The sequence below is a fragment of the Caulobacter sp. BE254 genome, assembly GCF_031457295.1.
In the GTDB taxonomy this organism is placed as follows: domain Bacteria; phylum Pseudomonadota; class Alphaproteobacteria; order Caulobacterales; family Caulobacteraceae; genus Caulobacter.
Window position 1 is genome coordinate 151,746 of record NZ_JAVDWJ010000005.1, and the last position, 19,491, is coordinate 171,236.

The window sequence follows — 19,491 nt, forward strand, 5'->3', positions numbered from 1 at the left end:
GCTCGCTTCGGGGGCCGAACGTCGATCCGTTCGTCCGAACGGAGAGAGCATCATGATTTCGAAAACCACCGTGTGGCTGATGGCCTCGGCCGTCGCCCTGAGCACGGCTGCGCCAGCCTTCGCCCAGTCGGCCGACGCGGCCTACCAGCAGCGCCTTGACGCCTATGGCGACCAGCGCGCCGTCTATGACGCCCAGAGCGCCGACTACCAGCAGCAGCAGCGCGACTACGACCGCGACCGCACCAAGTACCTTAGCGACAAGGCCGACTATGACCGCCGCTACGGCGCCGGCGCCTATGACCGCCGCTATCCGCAATACGCCACGCGCTTCGACAGCCCCCGCTATTCCGACCGTTATTCCGGCCGTCCGGACGATTACGCCGAGCAGGCGACCCTCGACCACGACCGCCAGATCTACGAGGACACCCGCCGCGACTATGACCGCCGCAACGGCTACGGCGCCTATGACCGCCGCTATCCCGACCAGGCGCGGCGCTTCAGCGACGGCGGCCAGGTCTACAGCTCCCGCAGCAGCGACTATCTGAGCCAGCGCGCCCAGTACGACCGCGACCGGGCCGACTACGAGCGGGCCCGCGCCGACTACGACCGCCGCTACGGCTCGGGCGCCTATGACCGCCGCTATCCCGACTACGCCACGCGCTACGGCGCGCCCTACGCCGGCCGCTACGGCGACGACGTCTCGTATAACGCCCCGTGCCGGGTGGACGCCCGGAAGAACGCCGCGGCCGGCGGCGTGATCGGGGCTCTGGTCGGGGCCGTGGCCGGGTCCAACCTGGCCGCGCGCAACGCCAAGCCGGAAGGCACTGTGCTGGGCGCCCTGGTCGGGGCCGGGGTCGGGGCCAGCATCGGCAACGCCTCGTCGAAGAACCGCTGCGACACCGACGGCCAGTACTGGACCTATGACGAGACGGTCCCCTACCGCGAAAGCAGCCGCTATCGCGCCAGCTCCGGCACGGCCTACAGCAACTACAGCCGCCGCTGCCGCCTGGCCCCGGCCGACACCGACTACAACGGCCGCGTCGAGACCCGCTATGTCCGGGTCTGCCCCGACAGCGAAGGCCGCTATCGCATCCAGGGCTAGCGGAAGAACGGGGATGAACGGCGCGGTCGGCGCCGCTTCATCCCCCGTTCAGGTCGTATTTCCGACAATGATCGAACTCATTCGAAGCTTGAGCGTTATTGAGTGCTCAAGGATCGCCAACAAACCAGGGAGGTCGCCATGCGCGCCCATCTGAAAACTCTCGCCGTCGTCGTCGCCCTCGGCTTCACGGCGTCCACGGTGGCCGTCACGGCCGCCGAAGCCCAGACGCGCACCCACAAGGTCTGGGTGTGCAAGAGCACCAAGAGCGCTCGCAACAAGGGGACCGTGGTCGGCGCCCTCGGCGGCGGCACGCTCGGCGCGGTCGTCGCGGGTCACGGCAACAAGACCGAAGGCGCCCTGCTGGGCGGCGCGCTGGGCGCGGTCGCCGGCAACCAGATCGCCAAGAAGAACTCCAAGAAGAAGAACTGCCACTACGAGTACCGCCGCTACTAGGCGGTCCGTTCCGGTCTCATCGACCGGGCGTCAGGATGAACGAAGGGGCGTCGACCAAGTCGGCGCCCCTTTGTCTTGCCTGATCCTCGCGGATTTCTTGCTCGATCGCGCCGAACCGCGTCCTCGGGGTCGCCGCTTCGCATCCTTCCCCCCATCTCGCGCATTTTGAGCTGAACAGCGCGCGAGGGACAGCATGGACAAGCAGGCGATCTTCCCGGTCTCGCGCCGAGGGGTGCTCGCGGCCGGGGTCGCCACGGCGACACTGACCGGCGGACCGCTCTCGGCCCAGGAGACCGCCATGCCCCCCGAAGGCCCGCCCCCGACCTCGCCCGTGACGCTGAAGGTCAACGGCCAGCCCCATCGGCTCGACCTGGACAACCGCACCACCCTGCTGGACGCCCTGCGCGAGCACTGGAAGCTGACCGGCACCAAGAAGGGCTGCGACCACGGCCAGTGCGGGGCCTGCACGGTCATCGTCGACGGCCGGCGGATCAACAGCTGCCTGAGCCTGGCCGTCATGCACGACGGCGACGAGATCACCACGATCGAGGGCCTGGGCACGCCCGACCGCCTGCACCCGATGCAGGCCGCCTTCGTCCGCCACGACGGCTACCAGTGCGGCTACTGCACCCCCGGCCAGATCTGCTCGGCCGTGGCGATGCTGGGCGAGATCAAGGCCGGGATCCCCAGCCACGTCAGCGCCAGCCTCGAGGCCGCGCCCCAGGCCACGGTCGACGAGCTGCGCGAACGGATGAGCGGCAACATCTGCCGCTGCGGCGCCTATTCCAACATCATCGAGGCCATTCAGGACGTCGCCGGCCAGGGCGCGGGAGGCAAGGCATGAAGGCCTTCACCTACGAGCGCGCCGCCACGCCGGCCGAAGCCGCCGCCGCGGTCGCCCGCACGCCCGGCGCCAAGTTCATCGCCGGCGGCACCAACCTGCTGGACCTGATGAAGCTGCAGATCGAGACGGCGGCCCATCTGGTCGACGTCAACCGCCTGGGCCTGGACCGGATCGAGGCGACGCCGGACGGCGGCCTGCGGATCGGGGCCCTGGTGCGCAACACCGACCTGGCCGCCGACGCCCGCGTGCGCCGCGACTACGGCGTGCTGAGCCGCGCCCTGCTGGCCGGCGCCTCGGGCCAGCTGCGCAACAAGGCCACCACCGCCGGCAACCTGCTGCAGCGGACTCGGTGCCCGTATTTCTACGACACCACCAAGCCCTGCAACAAACGCGAGCCCGGCTCCGGCTGCTCGGCCCTGGGCGGCTTCAACCGCAACCTGGCCATCGTCGGGACCAGCGAGCACTGCATCGCCACCCATCCCAGCGACATGGCCGTGGCCATGCGGGTGCTGGACGCCCAGGTCGAGACGGTGAACGCCCACGGGACCACGCGCGCCATTCCGATCGCCGACTTCCACACCCTGCCGGGATCCTCGCCGCACATCGAGACCACGCTGGAGCTCGGCGAGCTGATCACGGCGGTGACCCTGCCCCGACCGCCGGGCGGGACCCACGTCTACCGCAAGGTCCGCGACCGGGCGTCCTACGCCTTCGCCCTGGTGTCGGTGGCGGCGGTGCTGCAGCCGGACGGGACCGGGCGGCTGGCCTTCGGCGGACTGGCCCACAAGCCCTGGCGGGTCGAGGCCGCCGAGCAGCGGATCGGCCAGGGCGCGCGCGCCGTGGCCGGGGCGGTGCTGGCCGGGGCTCGGACCACCCCGCAGAACGCCTTCAAGACCACCCTGGTCGAGCGGACGCTCGACGCCGTCTTCCGCTCGGCGAGGGCCTGATCCCATGAAGTTCGACACGCCCGCCGCCACCAACCCGATCGACCGCCTGAAGGTGGTCGGCCAGCCGCACGACCGCATCGACGGCAAGCTGAAGACCACCGGCAAGGCGCCCTACGCCTACGAGCGTCACGACGTCGCCCCCGACGCCGCCTACGGCTGCATCCTGGGCGCCGCCATCGCCAAGGGCCGGATCGACCGCATCGACACGTCCGCAGCCCGCCGCGCGCCCGGCGTGCTGGCCGTGGTCACCTACGAGAACGCCGGCAAGCTGGGCAAGGCCAAGGCGATCACCGCCCGGCTGCTGGCTGGCCCCGAGGTGCAGCACTTCGACCAGGCCGTGGCCGTGGTGGTGGCCGAGACCTTCGAACAGGCCCGCTCGGCCGCCAGGCTGATCAGGGTCGACTACACCAAGGCCAAGGGCCGCTACGACCTGGCCGCCGCCAAGGCCTCGGCGGTCAAGCCCAAGGACGACTTCTCCCCGGCCGACACCGCGACCGGCGACTTCGCCAAGGGTTTCGCCAGGGCGCCGGTCAGGCTGGACCAGACCTACACCACCCCCGACCAGTGCCACGCGATGATGGAGCCGCACGCCACCATCGCCGCCTGGACCGGCGACAAGCTGACCCTGTGGACCTCCAACCAGATGATCGACTGGGCCGTCCGCGACATGAGCGAGACCCTGCTGATTCCCAAGGAGAACATCCACGTGATGTCGCCCTATATCGGCGGTGGGTTCGGCGGCAAGCTGTGGGTGCGCAGCGACGCGGTGATGGCGGCCCTGGGCTCGCGGGCCATCGGCGGGCGTCCGGTCAAGGTGGCCCTGGCGCGGCCGCAGGTGTTCAACAACACCACCCACCGACCGGCGACCATCCAGCGGATCCGCATCGGCGCCGACCGCGACGGCAAGATCCTGGCCATCGGCCACGAGAGCTGGTCGGGCGACCTGCCCGGCGGCGGCCCGGAGACCGCGGCCAACCAGACCCGGCTGCTCTACGGCGGCAAGGACCGGATGACCGCCCATCGGCTGGCGGTGCTGGACCTGCCAGAGGGCAACGCCATGCGCGCCCCCGGCGAGGCCCCCGGCATGCTGGCCCTCGAGATCGCCATGGACGAGCTGGCCGAGCGGCTGAAGCTGGACCCGGTCGAGCTGCGCATCCGCAACGACGTGCAGTTCGACCCGGAGGCCGGCCCCGAACGGCCGTTCTCGCACCGCAACCTGGTCGGCTGCCTGCGGATCGGGGCCGAGCGCTTCGGCTGGGACCGGCGCAACCCGACGCCCGGCCAGGTCCGCGACGGCCGCTGGCTGGTCGGGATGGGCATGGCGGCGGCGTTCCGCAACAACCTGACCATGAAGTCCGCCGCCCGGGTCGGGGTCGACGCCAGGGGCGTGGTGACCGTGGCCACCGACATGACCGACATCGGCACCGGCAGCTACACGATCATCGCCCAGACCGCCGCCGAGATGATGGGCGTGCCGATCGACAAGGTCGTGGTGCTGCTGGGCGATTCCAGCTTCCCGGTCTCGGCCGGCTCAGGCGGCCAATGGGGCGGCAACAGCTCGACCTCGGGCGTCTACGCAGCCTGCGTCAAGCTGCGCGAGGCGGTGGCGCTGAAGGCCGGCCTCGATCCGGCGACGGCGGTGTTCGAGAACGGCAAGGTCAAGCAGAGCCGCAAGAGCCTGTCCCTGGCCAGGATTGCGGGCCCCAGCGGCCTGTCGGCCGAGGACAGCATCGAGTTCGGCGACCTGGGCGAGAAATTCGCCCAGTCCACCTTCGGCGCCCACTTCGCCGAGGTCGGGGTCGACGCGGACACCGGCGAGATCCGCGTGCGGCGGATGAGCGGCGCCTTCGCCGCCGGCCGCATCCTCAATCCCAAGTCGGCCCGCAGCCAGGTGATCGGGGCCATGACCATGGGCGTGGGCGCGGCGCTGATGGAGGAGGCCGTGATCGATCCGGGCTTCGGCTATTTCGTCAACCACGACATGGCCGAGTACCAGGTGCCGGTCCACGCCGACATCCCGCACCAGGACGTGTTCTTCCTCGACGAGGTCGACGACAAGTCCTCGCCGATGAAGGCTAAGGGCGTGGGCGAGCTGGGCATCTGCGGCGTCGGCGCGGCCGTGGCCAACGCCGTCTACAACGCCTGCGGCGTGCGGATCCGCGACTATCCGCTGACCCTGGACAAGGTGCTGAAGGGGATGGCGGCGGCCTAAGGCGGATCGCTATTCGTCCGGGGGGCCGAAAACCTCGTCCTTCGACAAGCTCAGGATGAGGTTTTCTTACTGCTGGGCCTATGAATGGTCCTCATCCTGAGCTTGTCGAAGGACGAGGACCACGCAGGACCTTGAACGTCGATTAGTCCTGGCTGCCGCCGCAACGAGGCCACCGCTTAGCCAGGACCGAAAGCGGTTGTCATCCCGGACGAGCGCGCAGCGCGAAGATCCGGGACCGGGGCGTGAACTCTGAGCTTGCGGCGGTCCCGGATCAGCGCTCGGCTGCGCCGAGCTTGTCCGGGATGACAGCTTTTTCAGCGTTGGCGGTCCCCGCCGCCCGCCTCAGTTCACGTCCGTCTTCTTCGGCGCGGCCGGCGGCAGGGGCGCGACCTGGACGCCGTCCTCGATCAGCGCCTTGACCTCTTTGGGTGAGGCCTCGCCGTAGATGCCGCGGTCCTCGGACTTGCCGTCGTGGATGTCGCGCGCCTCCTTGGCGAAGCGATCGCCGACATAGTCGAAATTCTCCTCGACCTGGCGGCGGACCTCGCCCATGGCGGTCATCATCATCTCGCGCATCTGGGCGCTGGGCTCGGGGGCCGCCTTCCGGGCCTTGGTCCCGGCCACGGCGGGAGCCATGATCTGCTTGCGCACCGTCTTCGAGGCGCACAGCGGGCATTCCAGCAGCCCGCGCGCGGCCTGGTCGTCATAGTCGGACGACGAGCCGAACCAGCCCTCGAAGGCGTGGTCGTGGTCGCAGGCGAGCGCGTACTTGATCATCTTGGATATATGGGGTCAGGGACCCGTGAAAGCACGGGCGTTCTTCAGGGCCGGGATCGCCGCACGGGCCTTGTCGGCGGCCGCGAGGTCGAGGTCGGCGATCAACACGCCCGGCTCGTCGTGGTCAAGTTTCCCGATCACCTCGCCCCACGGCCCCACGACGATCGAACGGCCCCAGGTGCCGCGGCCGTCCTGGTGGAAGCCGCCCTGGGCCGCCGCGATCACGAACGAGCCCGTCTCGATGGCCCGGGCCCGCAGCAGGATGTCCCAGTGCGCCTCGCCGGTCGGGCGGGTGAAGGCGGCCGGAACGGTCAGGATCTTGGCCCCGCCCAGCGCCAGGGCCCGGTGCAGGGCCGGGAAGCGCATGTCGTAGCAGATCGTCAGGCCGAAGGTCCCCAGGGGCGTCTCGACCACCATGGCGCGCTCGCCGGGCTCGTAGGTCGCCGATTCCCGCGCCGTCTCGCCGGTGGGCAGGTCGACGTCGAACATGTGCAGCTTGTCGTAGGTGGCGACGATCGCGCCCGTGGGGTCGATCACCGCCTGGCGGTTGGCGGCCTTGCCGTCTTCCCGCTTCACCAGGGCCGAGCCGACGTCGATCCAGACGCCCAGCTCGCGGGCCAGGTCGCGCAGGCCGCGCACCACGATGTCGTCTTCCAGCGAAACCAGGGTCGGCAGCAGCTTGGCCCGGTCCTTCTGCAGCACGTTGGTGCATTCGGGCGTCAGGATGAACTGGGCGCCCTGGGCCGCCGCCTCGCGCACCATCGGCGCGACATGGGCCAGCGCCGCTTCATGGGTCGCGGGGGTGCGGGTCTGGATCAGGCCGACTCGAAGAGGGCTCATGCGGCCAGCAGCGGGTCCAGCTTGCCCTCGCGCTCCAGGGCGAACATGTCGTCGCAGCCGCCGATATGCTGCTCGCCGACGAAGATCTGCGGGAAGGTGGTGCGGCCCGAACGGTCCATCATCTCCTTGCGCAGCGACGGATCCATGCCCGCCTCGATCTCGGTGAAGTCGGCGCCCTTGTCGTTGAGCAGCTTTAGGGCCCGGGCGCAGTAGCCGCAGAACGGACGGGTGTAGATGGTGACCTTGGCCATGGGGAATCCGTAACAGAAGTCGTTTCCGGTCCTCATATAGGACGCGCTTGCATTTCTGTAACGCGCGCGACGACGGCGAGTGTCACCTGGGCGGCGCCGGCGGCCAATAACGCCCGCGCGCAACCCTCGGCCGTCGCCCCGGTGGTCAGGACGTCGTCGATCAGCAGCACCTTGCGGCCGATCACCCGCCAGCGGCGGGCTTCGGGCACGGCGAAGGCGGCGGCGACGTTGCGGCGGCGGCCGTCGGCCGACTTGCCGCCCTGGCTGTCGGTGTCGCGCCGACGCACCAGGGTGTCGGCCAGGTAGGCCCGTCCGGCCAGGGCGCACAACGGCCGGGCGATCTCGGCGGCCTGGTTGTAGCGGCGCTTGCGCAGGCGCGAGCGGTGCATGGGCACGGGGAGCACCGCGTCGGCTTCCTCCAGCAGGTCGGCGGCGCAGCGCGACAGCCAGCGGGCGAACAGGCCCGACAGGTCGGTGCGGTCGGCGTGCTTGAGCTTTAGGATCAGGTCGCGCGAGTGCTCGTCATAGAGGCAGGCGGCCCGCGCCCGGGCGAAGGCGCGGGGCTTGGCCTGGCACAGGGCGCAGCGGGCCTCGCCGGCGTCGTAGGCGAACGGCGCGCCGCAGCCGTCGCAGACCGGGCCGTCCAGGAAGGTGATGCGGCTCCAGGCGTCGGCGGACAGGCCCGAGGTCAGGGCCGCCCCGCCGTCGAAGGCGCGCGGCGGCAGGATCAGGTCCAGCATCCCTTGGGCGAACGCCGTGACGCGGGCCGGCGGCCTCCCCAGAGCTTTCCATGGCGCGCGGAAAGCCCCATCTTGCGCGGACATGACGAACGCCCCCCTGCTCTTCGACCGCGCCCTGCTGCGCGCCCGCCTCGACCGCGCCGCCCCCGGCTTCGACGCCGCCGGTTTTCTCAAGGCCCGCGCCGCCGAGGACGCCGTGCTGCGCCTGGAGGCGATCCTGCGGGAGTTTCCCGTCGCGGTCGATCTCGGAAGCCGAAACGGCGCTTTCTCGAAGGCCCTGGAGAGCAGCGACGCCCGCGCCAAGATCGGCCTGCTGATCCAGACCGACCTGTCGGAGGGCATGCTGAGCGGTCGCGAGGGCGTGCGCGTTGTCGCGGACGAGGAACGCCTGCCGTTCGGCGACGAGACCCTCGACCTGGCCGTCTCGACCCTGGCCCTGCACTGGACCAACGACCTGGTCGGGGCCCTGATCCAGATCCGCCGCGCGCTGAAGCCGGACGGCCTGTTCGTCGGGGCCCTGTTCGGCGGGGCCACCCTGACCGAGCTGCGCCAGGCCCTGCTGGCGGCCGAGGACGAGATCACCGGCGGCGCCTTCCCGCGCGTCTCGCCGTTCGCCGACACGGTGGACGCCGCCGGCCTGCTGCAGCGGGCCGGCTTCGCCCTGCCGGTGGCCGACAAGGACCGCGTCAAGGTGCGCTACGCCCACCCGATCGCCCTGCTCAAGGACCTGCGGGCCATGGGCGAGACCAGCGTGCTGATCGACCGCTCGCGCAAGCCGCTGGGCCGCCGGGTGCTGCTGCGGGCGATGGAGATCTACCAGCAGCGGTTCGCCGAGCCCGACGGCCGGGTGCCGGCCACGTTCGAGATCATCACGGTGACGGGCTGGGCCCCGCACGAGCGCCAGCAAAAGCCCCTGCGCCCCGGCTCGGCCAAGATGCGGCTGGCCGACGCCCTGGGTTCGGTGGAGCAGTCGGCGGGCGACAAGGCGGGCGGCTAGGGCCGCCTCACAGCAGGTCGCGCAGCCAGGCGATCAACGGCAGGTCGGCCGGCGGCATCGGATAGTCCGCCAGTTGGTCCGGCTTCACCCACTTCAGCGCCTCGTGCTCCTTGGCGGTCACCCGTCCCTCCCAGCGCCGCAGCAGGTAAAGCGGCATCAGCAGGTGGAACGACTCGTAACTGTGCGAGGCGAAGACGAACGGCGCCAGGCAGGCCTGGGCGACCTTGATGTCCAGTTCCTCGTGCAGCTCGCGGATCAGGCACTGTTCGGGCGTCTCGCCGGGCTCGACCTTGCCGCCGGGAAACTCCCACAGGCCGGCCAGTTGCTTGCCCTTGGGCCGCTGGCAGATCAGCACCCGGCCGTCGACATCGATCAGGGCGGCGGCGGCGACGAGGACGGTGGGCTTGGTCATGGGCGCGTTAGTCGAACAGCCGGCGACGGTTGGCAACCTTGAATCCCTCTCTCTTTGAGAGAGGGGTTCTGGCGCGGGCTTGCCTTGGCGCTACCCCACCGTCGCCCGATACTCCCGCTCCACATAGCCGAACCCGTCGAAGTCGGCCGGCCGCATCGCGCCCGACAGGTCCTGGCAGGCCATGCCGACGAAGGCGCCGGTGAAGTTGGGCGCGCCGGGAGCGGTGGCCTCGTCCGACAGGATCGAGGCGTCGAACACCTGGGGCAGCCAGGTCCACCGCTCTCCGCCCAGGCTGTAGGCGAAGCGCAGGCGCTCGAAATCGACCTCGACCCGCAGGTGGACCGGCCCCTGGTCGGGTAGCGGGATCGGGGCGGTGAAGGCGTCGGCCTGGGGGCTGTCGGGCAGGGCCGACATCACCTGCAGGCAGCGGCCGTGCTCGTCGTCGCGCGACACGAACAGGTAGTGGAACTTGCTGGCCCCGTAATAACAGACCAGCCCCGCCGCCTGCTGGAAATGCTCGGGCGCGAAGTCCAGCACCGTGCGGGCGCTGTAGCAGAACGCCTGCTGGCGGCGGGCGACCAGGGCCTGGCGATGCTGGCTGCCGATGGTCTCGCGGCCGAACAGCCGCAGCCAGCCCGGACGCGCCGTCAGGCTGAACAGCTCGTCCGGGAACGGCGAGCGCAGCCACTGGAAGTCGATCGGCAGGGCGGGCGCGTCGAAGTCCTCCCAGGCCGGGGCGGCCGGCCAGGGCGCCAGCGGCAGGCCCGGCGACGGCGGGGCCAGCTCCGGGTCGCCCGAGCCGTCGCGGGTGCGCAGCCAGCCGTCCTCGCCCCAGGCCATCGGCTGGATCGCCGTCTCGCGGCCCAGCACGCAACGGCCGCGATTGGGCAGGGGCCGGCCGCACAGATAGGCCATCCAGGTCGTTCCGTCGGGGGTCTCGACCAGGTCCGCGTGGCCGGCCCGCTGCAGCGCCGCGTGCGGCCGGTCGCGGGCGGTCAGCACCGGGCCGTCGGGGTGCAGGTCGTAGGGCCCCTCCAGCGTCCGTGAGCGGGCCATGGTCACAGCGTGGCCGAAGCCCGTGCCGCCCTCGGCTGTGATCAGGTGGTACCAGCCGTCGCGCTTGTAGAGGTGCGGGGCCTCGGTCAGGCCCAGGGCCGTGCCCGGGAAGATCAGCTTGCGCTCACCGACCAGCCTGGCGGCGAAGGCGTCGTATTCCTGGGCGACGATGCCCGCGAAACGGTCGCGGCCGGGCCGGTGGTCCCACAGCTGGTTCAGCAGCCACTTGCGGCCGTCGTCGTCATGGAACAGCGACGGGTCGAAGCCGCTGCTGTTGAGATAGACCGGATCCGACCACGGCCCCTCGATGTCGTCGGCTGTGACCAGGTAGTTGTGGAAGTCGCGCAGGGACGCGCCCGACGCTCCCCCAACCGTGGTGCGGCCGTAGCGCTTGACGTCGGTGTAGATCAGCCAGAACCGGCCGTCGGCGTGGGTCAGGCACGGCGCCCACAGCCCGCAGCCGTCGGGCGCGCCCAGCATGTTCAGCTGGCTGGGCCGGGTCAGGGGCCGGGTCAGCAGCCGCCAGTTCACAAGGTCGCGCGAATGGTGGATCTGCACGCCCGGGAACCATTCGAAGGTCGAGGTGGCGACATAGTAGTCCTCGCCGACGCGGACGATCGACGGGTCGGGGTTGAAACCCCTCAGGATCGGATTGGGGATCGTGTCTTGCGGCATGGCTCTACAGGGCGGGAACGGTGACGGGCTTGGCGGTCGAGGTGTTAGCCGGATCACGGACCAGGATCCACAGCAGGGCCGCGCCGGCCAGGTCCAGCACGCCCAGGGCGACGAAGAACGGGTCGTAGCCCACCGTGGCCACCAGGCCGCCGATCAGCAGCGAGAAGACCAGCACCCCCAGATTGGCGAAGAACCCGGCCAGGCCGGCCACGGTCGCCACCTCGTTGCGGCGGAACAGGTCCGACGACATGGTGATCACCGTCACCGACAGGGTCTGATGAGCGAAGCCGCCCAGGCACAGCAGGGCGATCGCGATGTAGGGGCTCTCGACCCGACCGACGAACATCATGCCGGTCATCAGCACCGCCCCCAGGGTGAAGGCCCCGCGCCGGGCGTTGACCAGGCTGATCCCGCGCCTTTGCAGGAACAGCACCACGGCCGGGCCGAACAGGCAGCCGATGTCGGCGGCCACGAACGGCAGCCAGGCGAACAGGGCGATCTGCTTCAGGTCGAAATGCCGGACCGTGGTCAGGTACAGCGGGATCCAGAACGACAGCGTGCCCCAGGTCGGGTCGGCCAGGAACCTGGGCAGGGCGATGCCCCAGAAGTTGCGGCGGCCCAGCAGGCTCAGCAGCGAGGGCCGGGTCCCGGCGTCCTCCAGGTGGGCCTCCTGGCCGGCGGCGATCAGGTCGCGCTCGGCGTCGGACAGGCCCTTGTGCTTGTCGGGGGACTCATAGGCCAGGAGCCACAGCGCCACCCAGGCCAGGCCCAGCACCCCGGCCACGACGAAGGCCGCCCGCCAGTTCCAGACCAGGATCGACCAGGCCACCAGCGGCGGCGCCAGCACCGAGCCCATCGAGGCGCCGATGTTGTAGACCCCGCCCGCCAGGCCGCGCTCCCGGGCCGGGAACCAGGTCGACACCGCCTTCATGCCGGCCGGATGGGCGCAGCCCTCGGCCACGCCCAGGGCCCCGCGCAGCCCCAGCAGCGCCTGCCAGTTGCCGGCCAGGCCATGGGCCATGGTGATCAGCGACCAGGCGGTGGCGAACAGGGCGAAACCCAGCTTCAGGCCGATGGAATCCAGCACGTAGCCGCACAGGGGCTGCAGCATGACGCCCAGCTGGAAGGCCCCGGTGATCCAGGAATATTCCTTGGGGCCGATGTGCAGGTCGGCCAGCACGGCGGGGGCCGCCACGCCCAGGGTGCTGCGGGTCAGGTAGTTGAGCACCGCGCCCAACATCACCAGGCCGATCATCCACCAGCGCAGGGCCCGGATCTTGCCGTTCATGCCTCTCTCCCGGTTCCGCCTCTACGTCTTGGGTCGCGTCAATGACGGTAGCGGTAACAGGCATAGCCCGCTCCGCGACGGCGGCAAACCCCGCCATGGTCGTAGTCCCTTGTGGATCAATCCGCGCCGCGGCCGCGTTTGATCCCCGGACAATCAAGGAGACCCCGATGAGCGTCGACGATCGCCTGGCCAAGAGCGCCACCCTGGTCGGGCTGAAGATCAAGGACGCCGGCGGCCACAAGCTGGGCGTGATCCGCGAGCTGTTCATCGACCGCGACGCCGGCATCGTCCGCTATGTCGCCGTCGAGCCCACGGGCCTGTTCGCGGCCGGCGGCAAGTTCCGCCCCCTGCCCTGGCGCCTGCTGACCTGGGACGACAAGGACCAGGCCTATGTCGCCGACCTGACCAGGGACCGCTTCAAGGAGGTCCCGGCCTACGACCGCGACCAGCTCAATAGCGCAACCTACGGCTGGGGCGCGCAGGTGGAGCGGTTTTTCGAGGCGCCCTGAACCTGCGCAACCTCTGCACGAAACCAACACTCGACGCCTCGCCACGGCAAAGCTAGAACCGCTCCTCTAGGTGGTGTTTTCGGGGGCGTTTCCAGTGGTCGAGTTGGGTGGTTTCGCGCGCGCCAAGCGCAAGCGTTGGTTGGGCTGCAGCGTTTTGGCGTTGACGATGGGAATGGGAAGCGCGGCGTTCGCCGACTGCCTCAATTCGGCGCCGCTGTGGGCCGACGTCATCCTCACCTGTTCCGGCGTCAACAGCGACGGGCTGACCGTCGCCCGTTCCAGCACCACCAACGTCACGGCCGGCGCGGTGCTGACGCCTGGCGCCGACGACACGGCGGCCTATCTCGCGACGCTCGACCCGACCTTTCAGTATGGCTCAAGCCATACATTGACCGTCGATGGGCGGATCGACGGCGGCGCGACCACGGGCGTCTTCCTCGACGGCCTGCCCGGCGCGGCGGCCTACAACAACGTCAACCTCGATCTCACCGTCGGCGCGGCGGGTGAAATCGTGGGGGCGACGGCGATCCAGGCTCGCGCCGGGAGCGCCTGGGCCAACGCGGCTATCACGCTCGACAACGCCGGCCAGATCCGGTCGACAACCGGTCCGGCCCTGGTCGCCGGCGACTATGCCGGCTTCCAGACGGTCACCAACCGCCAGGGCGGTTTCATCGGCGGCATCAACGCGGCGGTCGGCACGCTGGCCAACGCCGGCTTGATCGACGGCGGAAGCGACAGCGCCTACCGAAGCGGCCCGACGAACGGCCGGCCCTACGCCGGCGGCGTCGACAACAGCGGCGTGATCCAGTCGAACGGCGCGGCCGCGACCATCGACTTGGCCCAGACCGGCGGATACATCGTCAACACCGGCCTGATCACCAACCTGGGGGCGGGGCCGGCGGTCAGCGCGCCCCTTGCCCTATCGGTCAGGAACGAGATCGGCGGCGTGATCTCGTCCGGGGGCCCGATCGCCATCCAGATGGCGGGATCCCAGGCGATCTGGAACCGCGGGACCATCATCGGCTCGATCGTGAACACCGGACCGATCTACTATTCGAACAATCTGGTCGACAATGTCGGTGGAACCATCGTCGGCGACCTGCTGCTCGGCTCCATGGACGACACGCTGATCGCCAGCCTGGACCTCGCCAACGGCCGCGCCCTGGGCGTCACCGGAACGATCGACGGTGGCGGCGGAACCAATACCCTGGTGTTCGACCTAGCGCAGGACACCGTGCTGGACGGCCTGAAAGGACGCGTCGTCCTGCCGACCAACTTCCAGAAGTACCAGGTTCGCCTGAGCAACGATGCGACCGCGACGTTCGGTATCGACTCCCTCAACGACGTGGTCTTCACGGGCAAGGGCCGGGTCGTCTCCAACGCCAATCTCACCACCACCGGCCAGGGCCTTCAGCTTCTCACCGGCTTCAACACCGGCGCGCAGATCGAGTTCGTCAACAACGGCGCTATCAACTTCACCTACGACCCGAACTACCAGCCGCCCTACTACTACGCCTCGCTGAACTTCGCCCTGGCCGTCGATGGCCCCACCGCCTTTACCAACAACGGCGACATTGCGGCGATCAACGGCGGCAAAGGGCTGCTGATCTGGAATCCCGGGCAAAACTTTTTCATCAACAACGGCGTCATCACCGCCGAAGGACTGGGCGTATCGTCGAACGGCCTCTTCCAGAACAACGGCGCCATTCGCTCCCAGACCACGGGCGTCAGCCAGGGGGGATCGTACGGCAACGAGTTTGTGAACACCGGCTCGATCGAGGGCGCGACCTTCGGTGTGAGCGTGTTCTACGGCGCCGTGACCAACAGCGGCTCGATCAAGGCGACGGGCGCCGGCGCCGGCGTGGAGATGTACTATTCCAGCCTTGAAAACCTCGTGGGCGGGACCATCTCCGGGCCGGTCGCCATCACCTCCAATGGAACCTTCGGAGGTGGCAATCGCGTCGCCAACGCAGGGGTGATCAACGGCGACATCGACTTCATCGGCAACTCGGCCTTCCCCTCACGCGACGCCTTCACGGACGACGGCGGAATGCTGAACGGGAACCTCAAGCTTGGCGCGGGCGACGACGTCTTCGTCACCGATCTGAGCCGGTTCGTGGACGGACGCTTCACCGGCGTCACGGGCGTGGTCGACGCCGGAGAAGGCATTGACCGCCTAGTCCTGCGCATTGGCGCCGACACCACGACCACCGTGGATCTGCCCGCCGGGTTCGAAGCTCTGGGCCTGGTGTTGCAGAACGCCGCCAACGCCAAGGTGACGGCCGCCCGCGCGCTGAACTCCACGCTCAATCTCACGGGCGAGGGCTCGCTGGACCTGACGGCGGACATCACCACCAATTGGTCCAACGCCATCGCCCTCTGGGGTGACTACGGCCAAGTCTGGGACACCCGGGGTCCGCAGTCGATCATCAGCCGCGGCGCGATCACCTACACCCAGGCCGGCGCCTATCCATCCAGCGGCTCGACGAACAACGCCATCGCGCTGCACGATCAGGCGACGTTCGAAAACGTCGGCGCCATCTCGGCCAGCGGCCCGGCCAGCCCCTTCTACACGGTGAGCGCCATCTTCGGCGGCGCCTCGGTGACCAATTCCGGCTCGATCACCCTGAGCGGCGTGGTCGGCGTGAACGGGGCAATGTCCCTCACCAATACCGGCAGCATCACCCAGGCCGTCGGCGGCGCGCCGGCGGTGGGCGTCAAGAACGTCGCGACCCTCGACAACAGCGGGACCATCGCGACAGGCGGCTATGCGTTCCAGACGACCTACGACTATCCCTCGCCCATGGGACCGTTCACGATCAACAACAGCGGCGTGATCAAGAGCACGGGCTCGGATGCGATCCACGCCGACTTCGGCCTGGCCATGACCGTGACCAACGCGGCGGGCGGCGAGATCACCAGCACCACCGGAAAGGCCATCTCCAGCACCTACTACACGGCCATGACCGTACACAACGAGGGCGTCATCAATGGCGGCGTCGACGTCCGTTGGGGCGAGGACCGGATCGAGAATTACGGCACGATCAACGGCGACGTCACCCTGGGCGACGGCAACGACACGTTCGTCCAGTGGGTGGGCGGCACGATGAACGGCGCGGTGGACGGCGGCTACGGCCTGGACACCCTGGTCATCGACTCCACCGGCGGCGGCGCGATCTCGACCGCGCAGTTCGTGAACTTCGAGAGCTTCAAGCAGATCGGCGGCGGCAGCCTCAACTATGTCGGCGCCTTCGGGACAGGTCCGATCGTCCTGGAAGACAGCTCGGCGGTCGTCCTGGCCGGCGACAGCGCGACCACCACCGGCGCCGTCACCTTCGCCGGCGGCGCGGGGTCCGAGCACCTCACGGTCGACGGCTCGATCTCGGGCGGGGCCGCCCTGGGCGACGGCGTCGACACCGTGGTCAACCACGGCTCGATCGGCGGCGCCGTCCAGCTCGGCGCGGGGGACGACACCTATACCGAAGGCTGGGGCTCGACCGTCGGCGGCGCGATCGACGGCGGCGACGGAAGCGACACCTACATCCTCGAGCTGGCCGGCGACAGCAACGGCCCGCATCTCCGCAGCGGCTTCGAGAACCTGGGCGTGACCGGACTGGGCAACCTGACCCTGGCGCTCGACCAGGACTGGGACTCCATCAGCCTGGCTGGCGCCAACGCCTATCTGACCGCCAGATCCCACACCGTGGGCCGCCTCTCGGGCGGCGACCAGGATGAAGCCGTCCACATCGACGCCGACATCGCCCAGGTCAACCTGGGCGGCGGGGCCGACAATCTGCAGGTCGAGTTCACCCAACTCGCCGGCGCCTACAGGGGCGGCGCGGGGATCGACAGGGTCCGCTTCACGGCGGCCGCGCCCGTGACCGTCAGCGGTTCGCTGAGCGGCTTCGAGACCATCGCCCTGGACGGCGGCCAGATGGCCGTCTCCGGCGTGCTCGGCGCGGCCGGCGAAACCACGACCTTCGAAGGCGGGGCCGGCCAGACGCTGTCGATCCTGCCAGGCGGCAAGCTGGACGGCACGGTCGACCTGGGCGCCGGCGACGACGTGTTCCAGCTGGCCGCAGGCAGCCAACTGATCGGTACGGTCCTGGGCGGGGCGGGCAGCGACAGGGTCGACATCGACCTGATCGCCGACCTTTCGCTGCGTGGCGACCAACTTCAGCAGTTCGAGACCCTGCAGGTCACCGGCACGGGCGCGCTGAACTTCACGGGCGGCGCGGCCAAGTTCGACCACCTGCTCACCAACAGCCAGAATCTGACCGTGGCGGCCGGTTCGAGCCTGAACGCCGACAACCTGAGCCTGGGCAGCGGCGCCAACACCATGGCGGTGGGCGGCGCGTTCTCCGGCGCCCTGGACCTGGGGGCCGGCGACGACACCCTGCGCCTGACCACCGGCGGGACGTTCGCCGGCTCGGCCAACGGCGGAAGCGGCTTCGATACGCTGGCCCTGGCGCTGGGCGGCACGGACGCGGCGCCGACCGCGCTGGGTTCCACGCCCTTCACCGGCTTCGAGACGCTGGACCTGCAATCGGGCGTGGTCAGCGTGGCGGGCGACTACGGCTTCGACACGATCCAGGTCCGCAACGGACGCCTGATCGGCCTGGCTGGCTCGCGCCTGACCGCGTCGAATATCGTCGTGGCCCAAGGCGCGACCTTCGGCTCGGCTGGCGCGGTGACCGGCAATATCGCCGTGGCCGGGACGCTGAGCCCGGGGGCTTCGCCGGGCACGATGACGGTGACGGGCGACGTCGCCCTGGCGGCGGGCTCGACCGCGCTGTTCGAAATCACCCCGACCGTCAGCGACCAGCTTGTGGTGTCGGGCACGGTGACCATCGCCCAGGGTTCGACCCTGAAGCTGGTCGGCGCCGCGGCCCTGACGCCGGGCCGCCGCCTGGACCTGATCACCGCCGGCGGCGGGATCGTCGGCGCGTTCTCGACCATCGACGGCGCTCAAGGGCTGAACCTGCACATCGCGCAGTCGGCCACGCGTCTGCAGGCCGTCGGCCTGTTCACCACCGACACCGGCTTCTCCGCCCAGGTCTCGAGCCTGATCGGCACGCTGAACACCGCCCTGGTCGCGGACAAGGTCGGCGCCCCGCTGATCGCCGCCTTCCCGGCCCTGGTCGATCCGGCCACCAGCAAGAGCGACCCGCGCGCCCTGGCCCGGGTCACGCCCCAGGCCTACGCCTCGGCCGCCCAGCTGGCGCTCGAGGACGGCCTGACGATCGTCGACGCGTCGCGCGCCCAGGCCCGCTTCGCCCCCGAGGCGCCGGGCCTGTTCGGCTTCGGCCAGGCGATCGCCAGCCGCCGCACCCTGGACGGCGACGCCGGCCTCGGCGTGGCCAAGGGCAAGATCGACACCCAGGGCGGCCTGGCCGGCGTCGGCTACGGCGTCGACTCGGCCTGGGCGGGGGTCTTCGTTGGCTATCTGAACGGCCGCCAGCGGATCCGCGACCTGGACGTGCGCACCCAGACCGACAGCTTCGCAGTCGGCGTCCAGGGACAGGTCCGGATCGGCGGCTTTCAGCTGGGGGCCATGGCCGCCCATGACGGCGCCGACGTCGACACCCGGCGCGCCGCCCCCGGCGGGTCCACGGCGAGCGGCGACTACAAGCTCAAGAGCTGGATCGCCGACGTCAACCTGGCCTACCGCGCCCGGCTGAACGCCGACTGGGCGGTGCGGCCGCGCCTGGGCGCCAGCTACGTCCGGGCCACGCGCGACGGCTTCGTCGAACGCGGCGGCGGGGCCTTCGCCCTCACGGTCCAGGAAGACAAGTCGTCGACCTGGTTCGTCGACGGCCAGGTCGAGGTGCTGGGCGGCCAAACGGCGGGCGCGCGCCTTCACCCGTTCGCCTCGCTGGGCTTCCGCGCCACGGCCGACGGCGGCGACACCACCGCGTCCGGCGCCCTGGCCAGCCTGGCCACGCCGATCCGCGTCGGCGGACTGGATCGTGACGGGACCCTGGCCACGGCCGGCGCCGGCGTCGGCTACGACCTGGCCCCCGGCCTGACCGCGTCGGCCACCTATGCCGGCGAGTTCGGCGACGGCGGCCGCCAGGCGCTCCTGGTCGGCTTGAACTGGAAGTTCTGATCCCCTCGGAGACCCGCGCTCCGGCGCGGGTCTCCGAAACCGCTTGCGTCAAAAGGGCTCGCGCCAGCTCGGCTCTTGACTTCGCACCTGCAATAAACGACATAGGCCTCACGCCATCTGGCGTTATCGGCGCTCCAGCCGCGTGAGGGACCCTTCCGGGTCCAGCCTGTCGAGCGCACCGAAAGCTTCTCATCAGACCGCCCGTGTCACGCGGGGCGCTCCCCACCGACCCGCCGCCAGGCGAGCCGTGCGAGGATCGCATGCGCCGTCTCGCGGCTG

Annotated in this window: 15 protein-coding genes; 8 read left to right on the forward strand and 7 right to left on the reverse strand. The window is 70.0% G+C overall.

What is annotated here, in order from left to right; all coding sequences use genetic code 11:
- Positions 1-52 precede the first annotated feature (52 nt).
- The 5 genes from J2X41_RS11470 (at position 53) to paoC (ending at position 5,558) form a co-directional block, all read left to right on the forward strand.
- Positions 53-1,102 carry a glycine zipper 2TM domain-containing protein gene (locus tag J2X41_RS11470; RefSeq protein WP_310081955.1) on the forward strand — a complete coding sequence of 350 codons (1,050 nt, stop codon included), beginning with the start codon at positions 53-55 and terminating at the stop codon, positions 1,100-1,102.
- A gap of 138 nt (positions 1,103-1,240) precedes the next feature.
- Positions 1,241-1,555: a glycine zipper 2TM domain-containing protein gene (locus J2X41_RS11475; RefSeq protein WP_310081957.1), complete on the forward strand. Its 315-nt coding sequence runs from the start codon at positions 1,241-1,243 to the stop codon at positions 1,553-1,555.
- A 193-nt stretch (positions 1,556-1,748) separates the two neighbouring features.
- Positions 1,749-2,399: an aldehyde dehydrogenase iron-sulfur subunit PaoA gene (paoA, locus tag J2X41_RS11480; protein ID WP_310081959.1), complete on the forward strand. Its 651-nt coding sequence runs from the start codon at positions 1,749-1,751 to the stop codon at positions 2,397-2,399.
- Positions 2,396-3,346, forward strand: coding sequence for a xanthine dehydrogenase family protein subunit M (locus J2X41_RS11485; RefSeq protein WP_310081960.1), 951 nt, complete (start codon positions 2,396-2,398; stop codon positions 3,344-3,346). Before paoA ends, J2X41_RS11485 begins: the two co-directional genes overlap by 4 nt.
- A gap of 4 nt (positions 3,347-3,350) precedes the next feature.
- Positions 3,351-5,558 (forward strand): aldehyde oxidoreductase molybdenum-binding subunit PaoC, encoded by a 2,208-nt coding sequence (gene paoC, locus J2X41_RS11490; protein ID WP_310081961.1) that lies wholly within the window; start codon positions 3,351-3,353, stop codon positions 5,556-5,558.
- 342 nt (positions 5,559-5,900) lie between these two features.
- On the opposite strand, the gene J2X41_RS11495 is transcribed toward paoC, so the two are convergent.
- The 4 genes from J2X41_RS11495 to J2X41_RS11510 are packed head-to-tail and all read right to left on the reverse strand — an operon-like array spanning position 5,901 to position 8,250.
- Entirely contained in the window at positions 5,901-6,335 is a 435-nt protein-coding gene (locus tag J2X41_RS11495; protein ID WP_310081963.1) for a DUF1178 family protein, read from the reverse strand.
- A 15-nt stretch (positions 6,336-6,350) separates the two neighbouring features.
- A complete protein-coding gene (locus J2X41_RS11500; protein WP_310081965.1) occupies positions 6,351-7,175 on the reverse strand; it encodes a carbon-nitrogen hydrolase family protein in 825 nt (274 codons plus the stop codon).
- A complete protein-coding gene (grxC, locus tag J2X41_RS11505) occupies positions 7,172-7,426 on the reverse strand; it encodes a glutaredoxin 3 (protein ID WP_310081966.1) in 255 nt (84 codons plus the stop codon). Before grxC ends, J2X41_RS11500 begins: the two co-directional genes overlap by 4 nt.
- Before the next feature lie 32 nt (positions 7,427-7,458).
- On the reverse strand, positions 7,459-8,250 hold the full coding sequence (locus J2X41_RS11510) for a ComF family protein (RefSeq protein ID WP_310081968.1): 792 nt from the start codon (positions 8,248-8,250) through the stop codon (positions 7,459-7,461).
- On the opposite strand from J2X41_RS11510, the gene J2X41_RS11515 reads away from it, so the two are divergent.
- Positions 8,249-9,163 (forward strand): methyltransferase domain-containing protein, encoded by a 915-nt coding sequence (locus tag J2X41_RS11515; protein WP_310081970.1) that lies wholly within the window; start codon positions 8,249-8,251, stop codon positions 9,161-9,163. The genes J2X41_RS11510 and J2X41_RS11515 overlap by 2 nt on opposite strands.
- A 7-nt stretch (positions 9,164-9,170) precedes the next feature.
- On the opposite strand, the gene mutT is transcribed toward J2X41_RS11515, so the two are convergent.
- The 3 genes from mutT to J2X41_RS11530 form a co-directional block, all read right to left on the reverse strand.
- On the reverse strand, positions 9,171-9,575 hold the full coding sequence (mutT, locus tag J2X41_RS11520; protein ID WP_310081971.1) for an 8-oxo-dGTP diphosphatase MutT: 405 nt from the start codon (positions 9,573-9,575) through the stop codon (positions 9,171-9,173).
- Between the two features lie 90 nt (positions 9,576-9,665).
- Entirely contained in the window at positions 9,666-11,306 is a 1,641-nt protein-coding gene (locus J2X41_RS11525; protein ID WP_310081972.1) for a glycoside hydrolase family 43 protein, read from the reverse strand.
- A 4-nt stretch (positions 11,307-11,310) separates the two neighbouring features.
- A complete protein-coding gene (locus J2X41_RS11530) occupies positions 11,311-12,594 on the reverse strand; it encodes an MFS transporter (protein WP_310081974.1) in 1,284 nt (427 codons plus the stop codon).
- Positions 12,595-12,761: 167 nt separating this feature from the next.
- On the opposite strand from J2X41_RS11530, the gene J2X41_RS11535 reads away from it, so the two are divergent.
- Both J2X41_RS11535 and J2X41_RS11540 read left to right on the forward strand, forming a co-directional pair.
- The gene (locus J2X41_RS11535) at positions 12,762-13,103 is read left to right on the forward strand and encodes a PRC-barrel domain-containing protein (RefSeq protein ID WP_310081976.1); all 342 of its coding nucleotides are present in this window, start codon (positions 12,762-12,764) and stop codon (positions 13,101-13,103) included.
- 166 nt (positions 13,104-13,269) lie between these two features.
- The gene (locus J2X41_RS11540) at positions 13,270-19,212 is read left to right on the forward strand and encodes an autotransporter outer membrane beta-barrel domain-containing protein (protein ID WP_310081978.1); all 5,943 of its coding nucleotides are present in this window, start codon (positions 13,270-13,272) and stop codon (positions 19,210-19,212) included.
- Positions 19,213-19,491 lie beyond the last annotated feature (279 nt).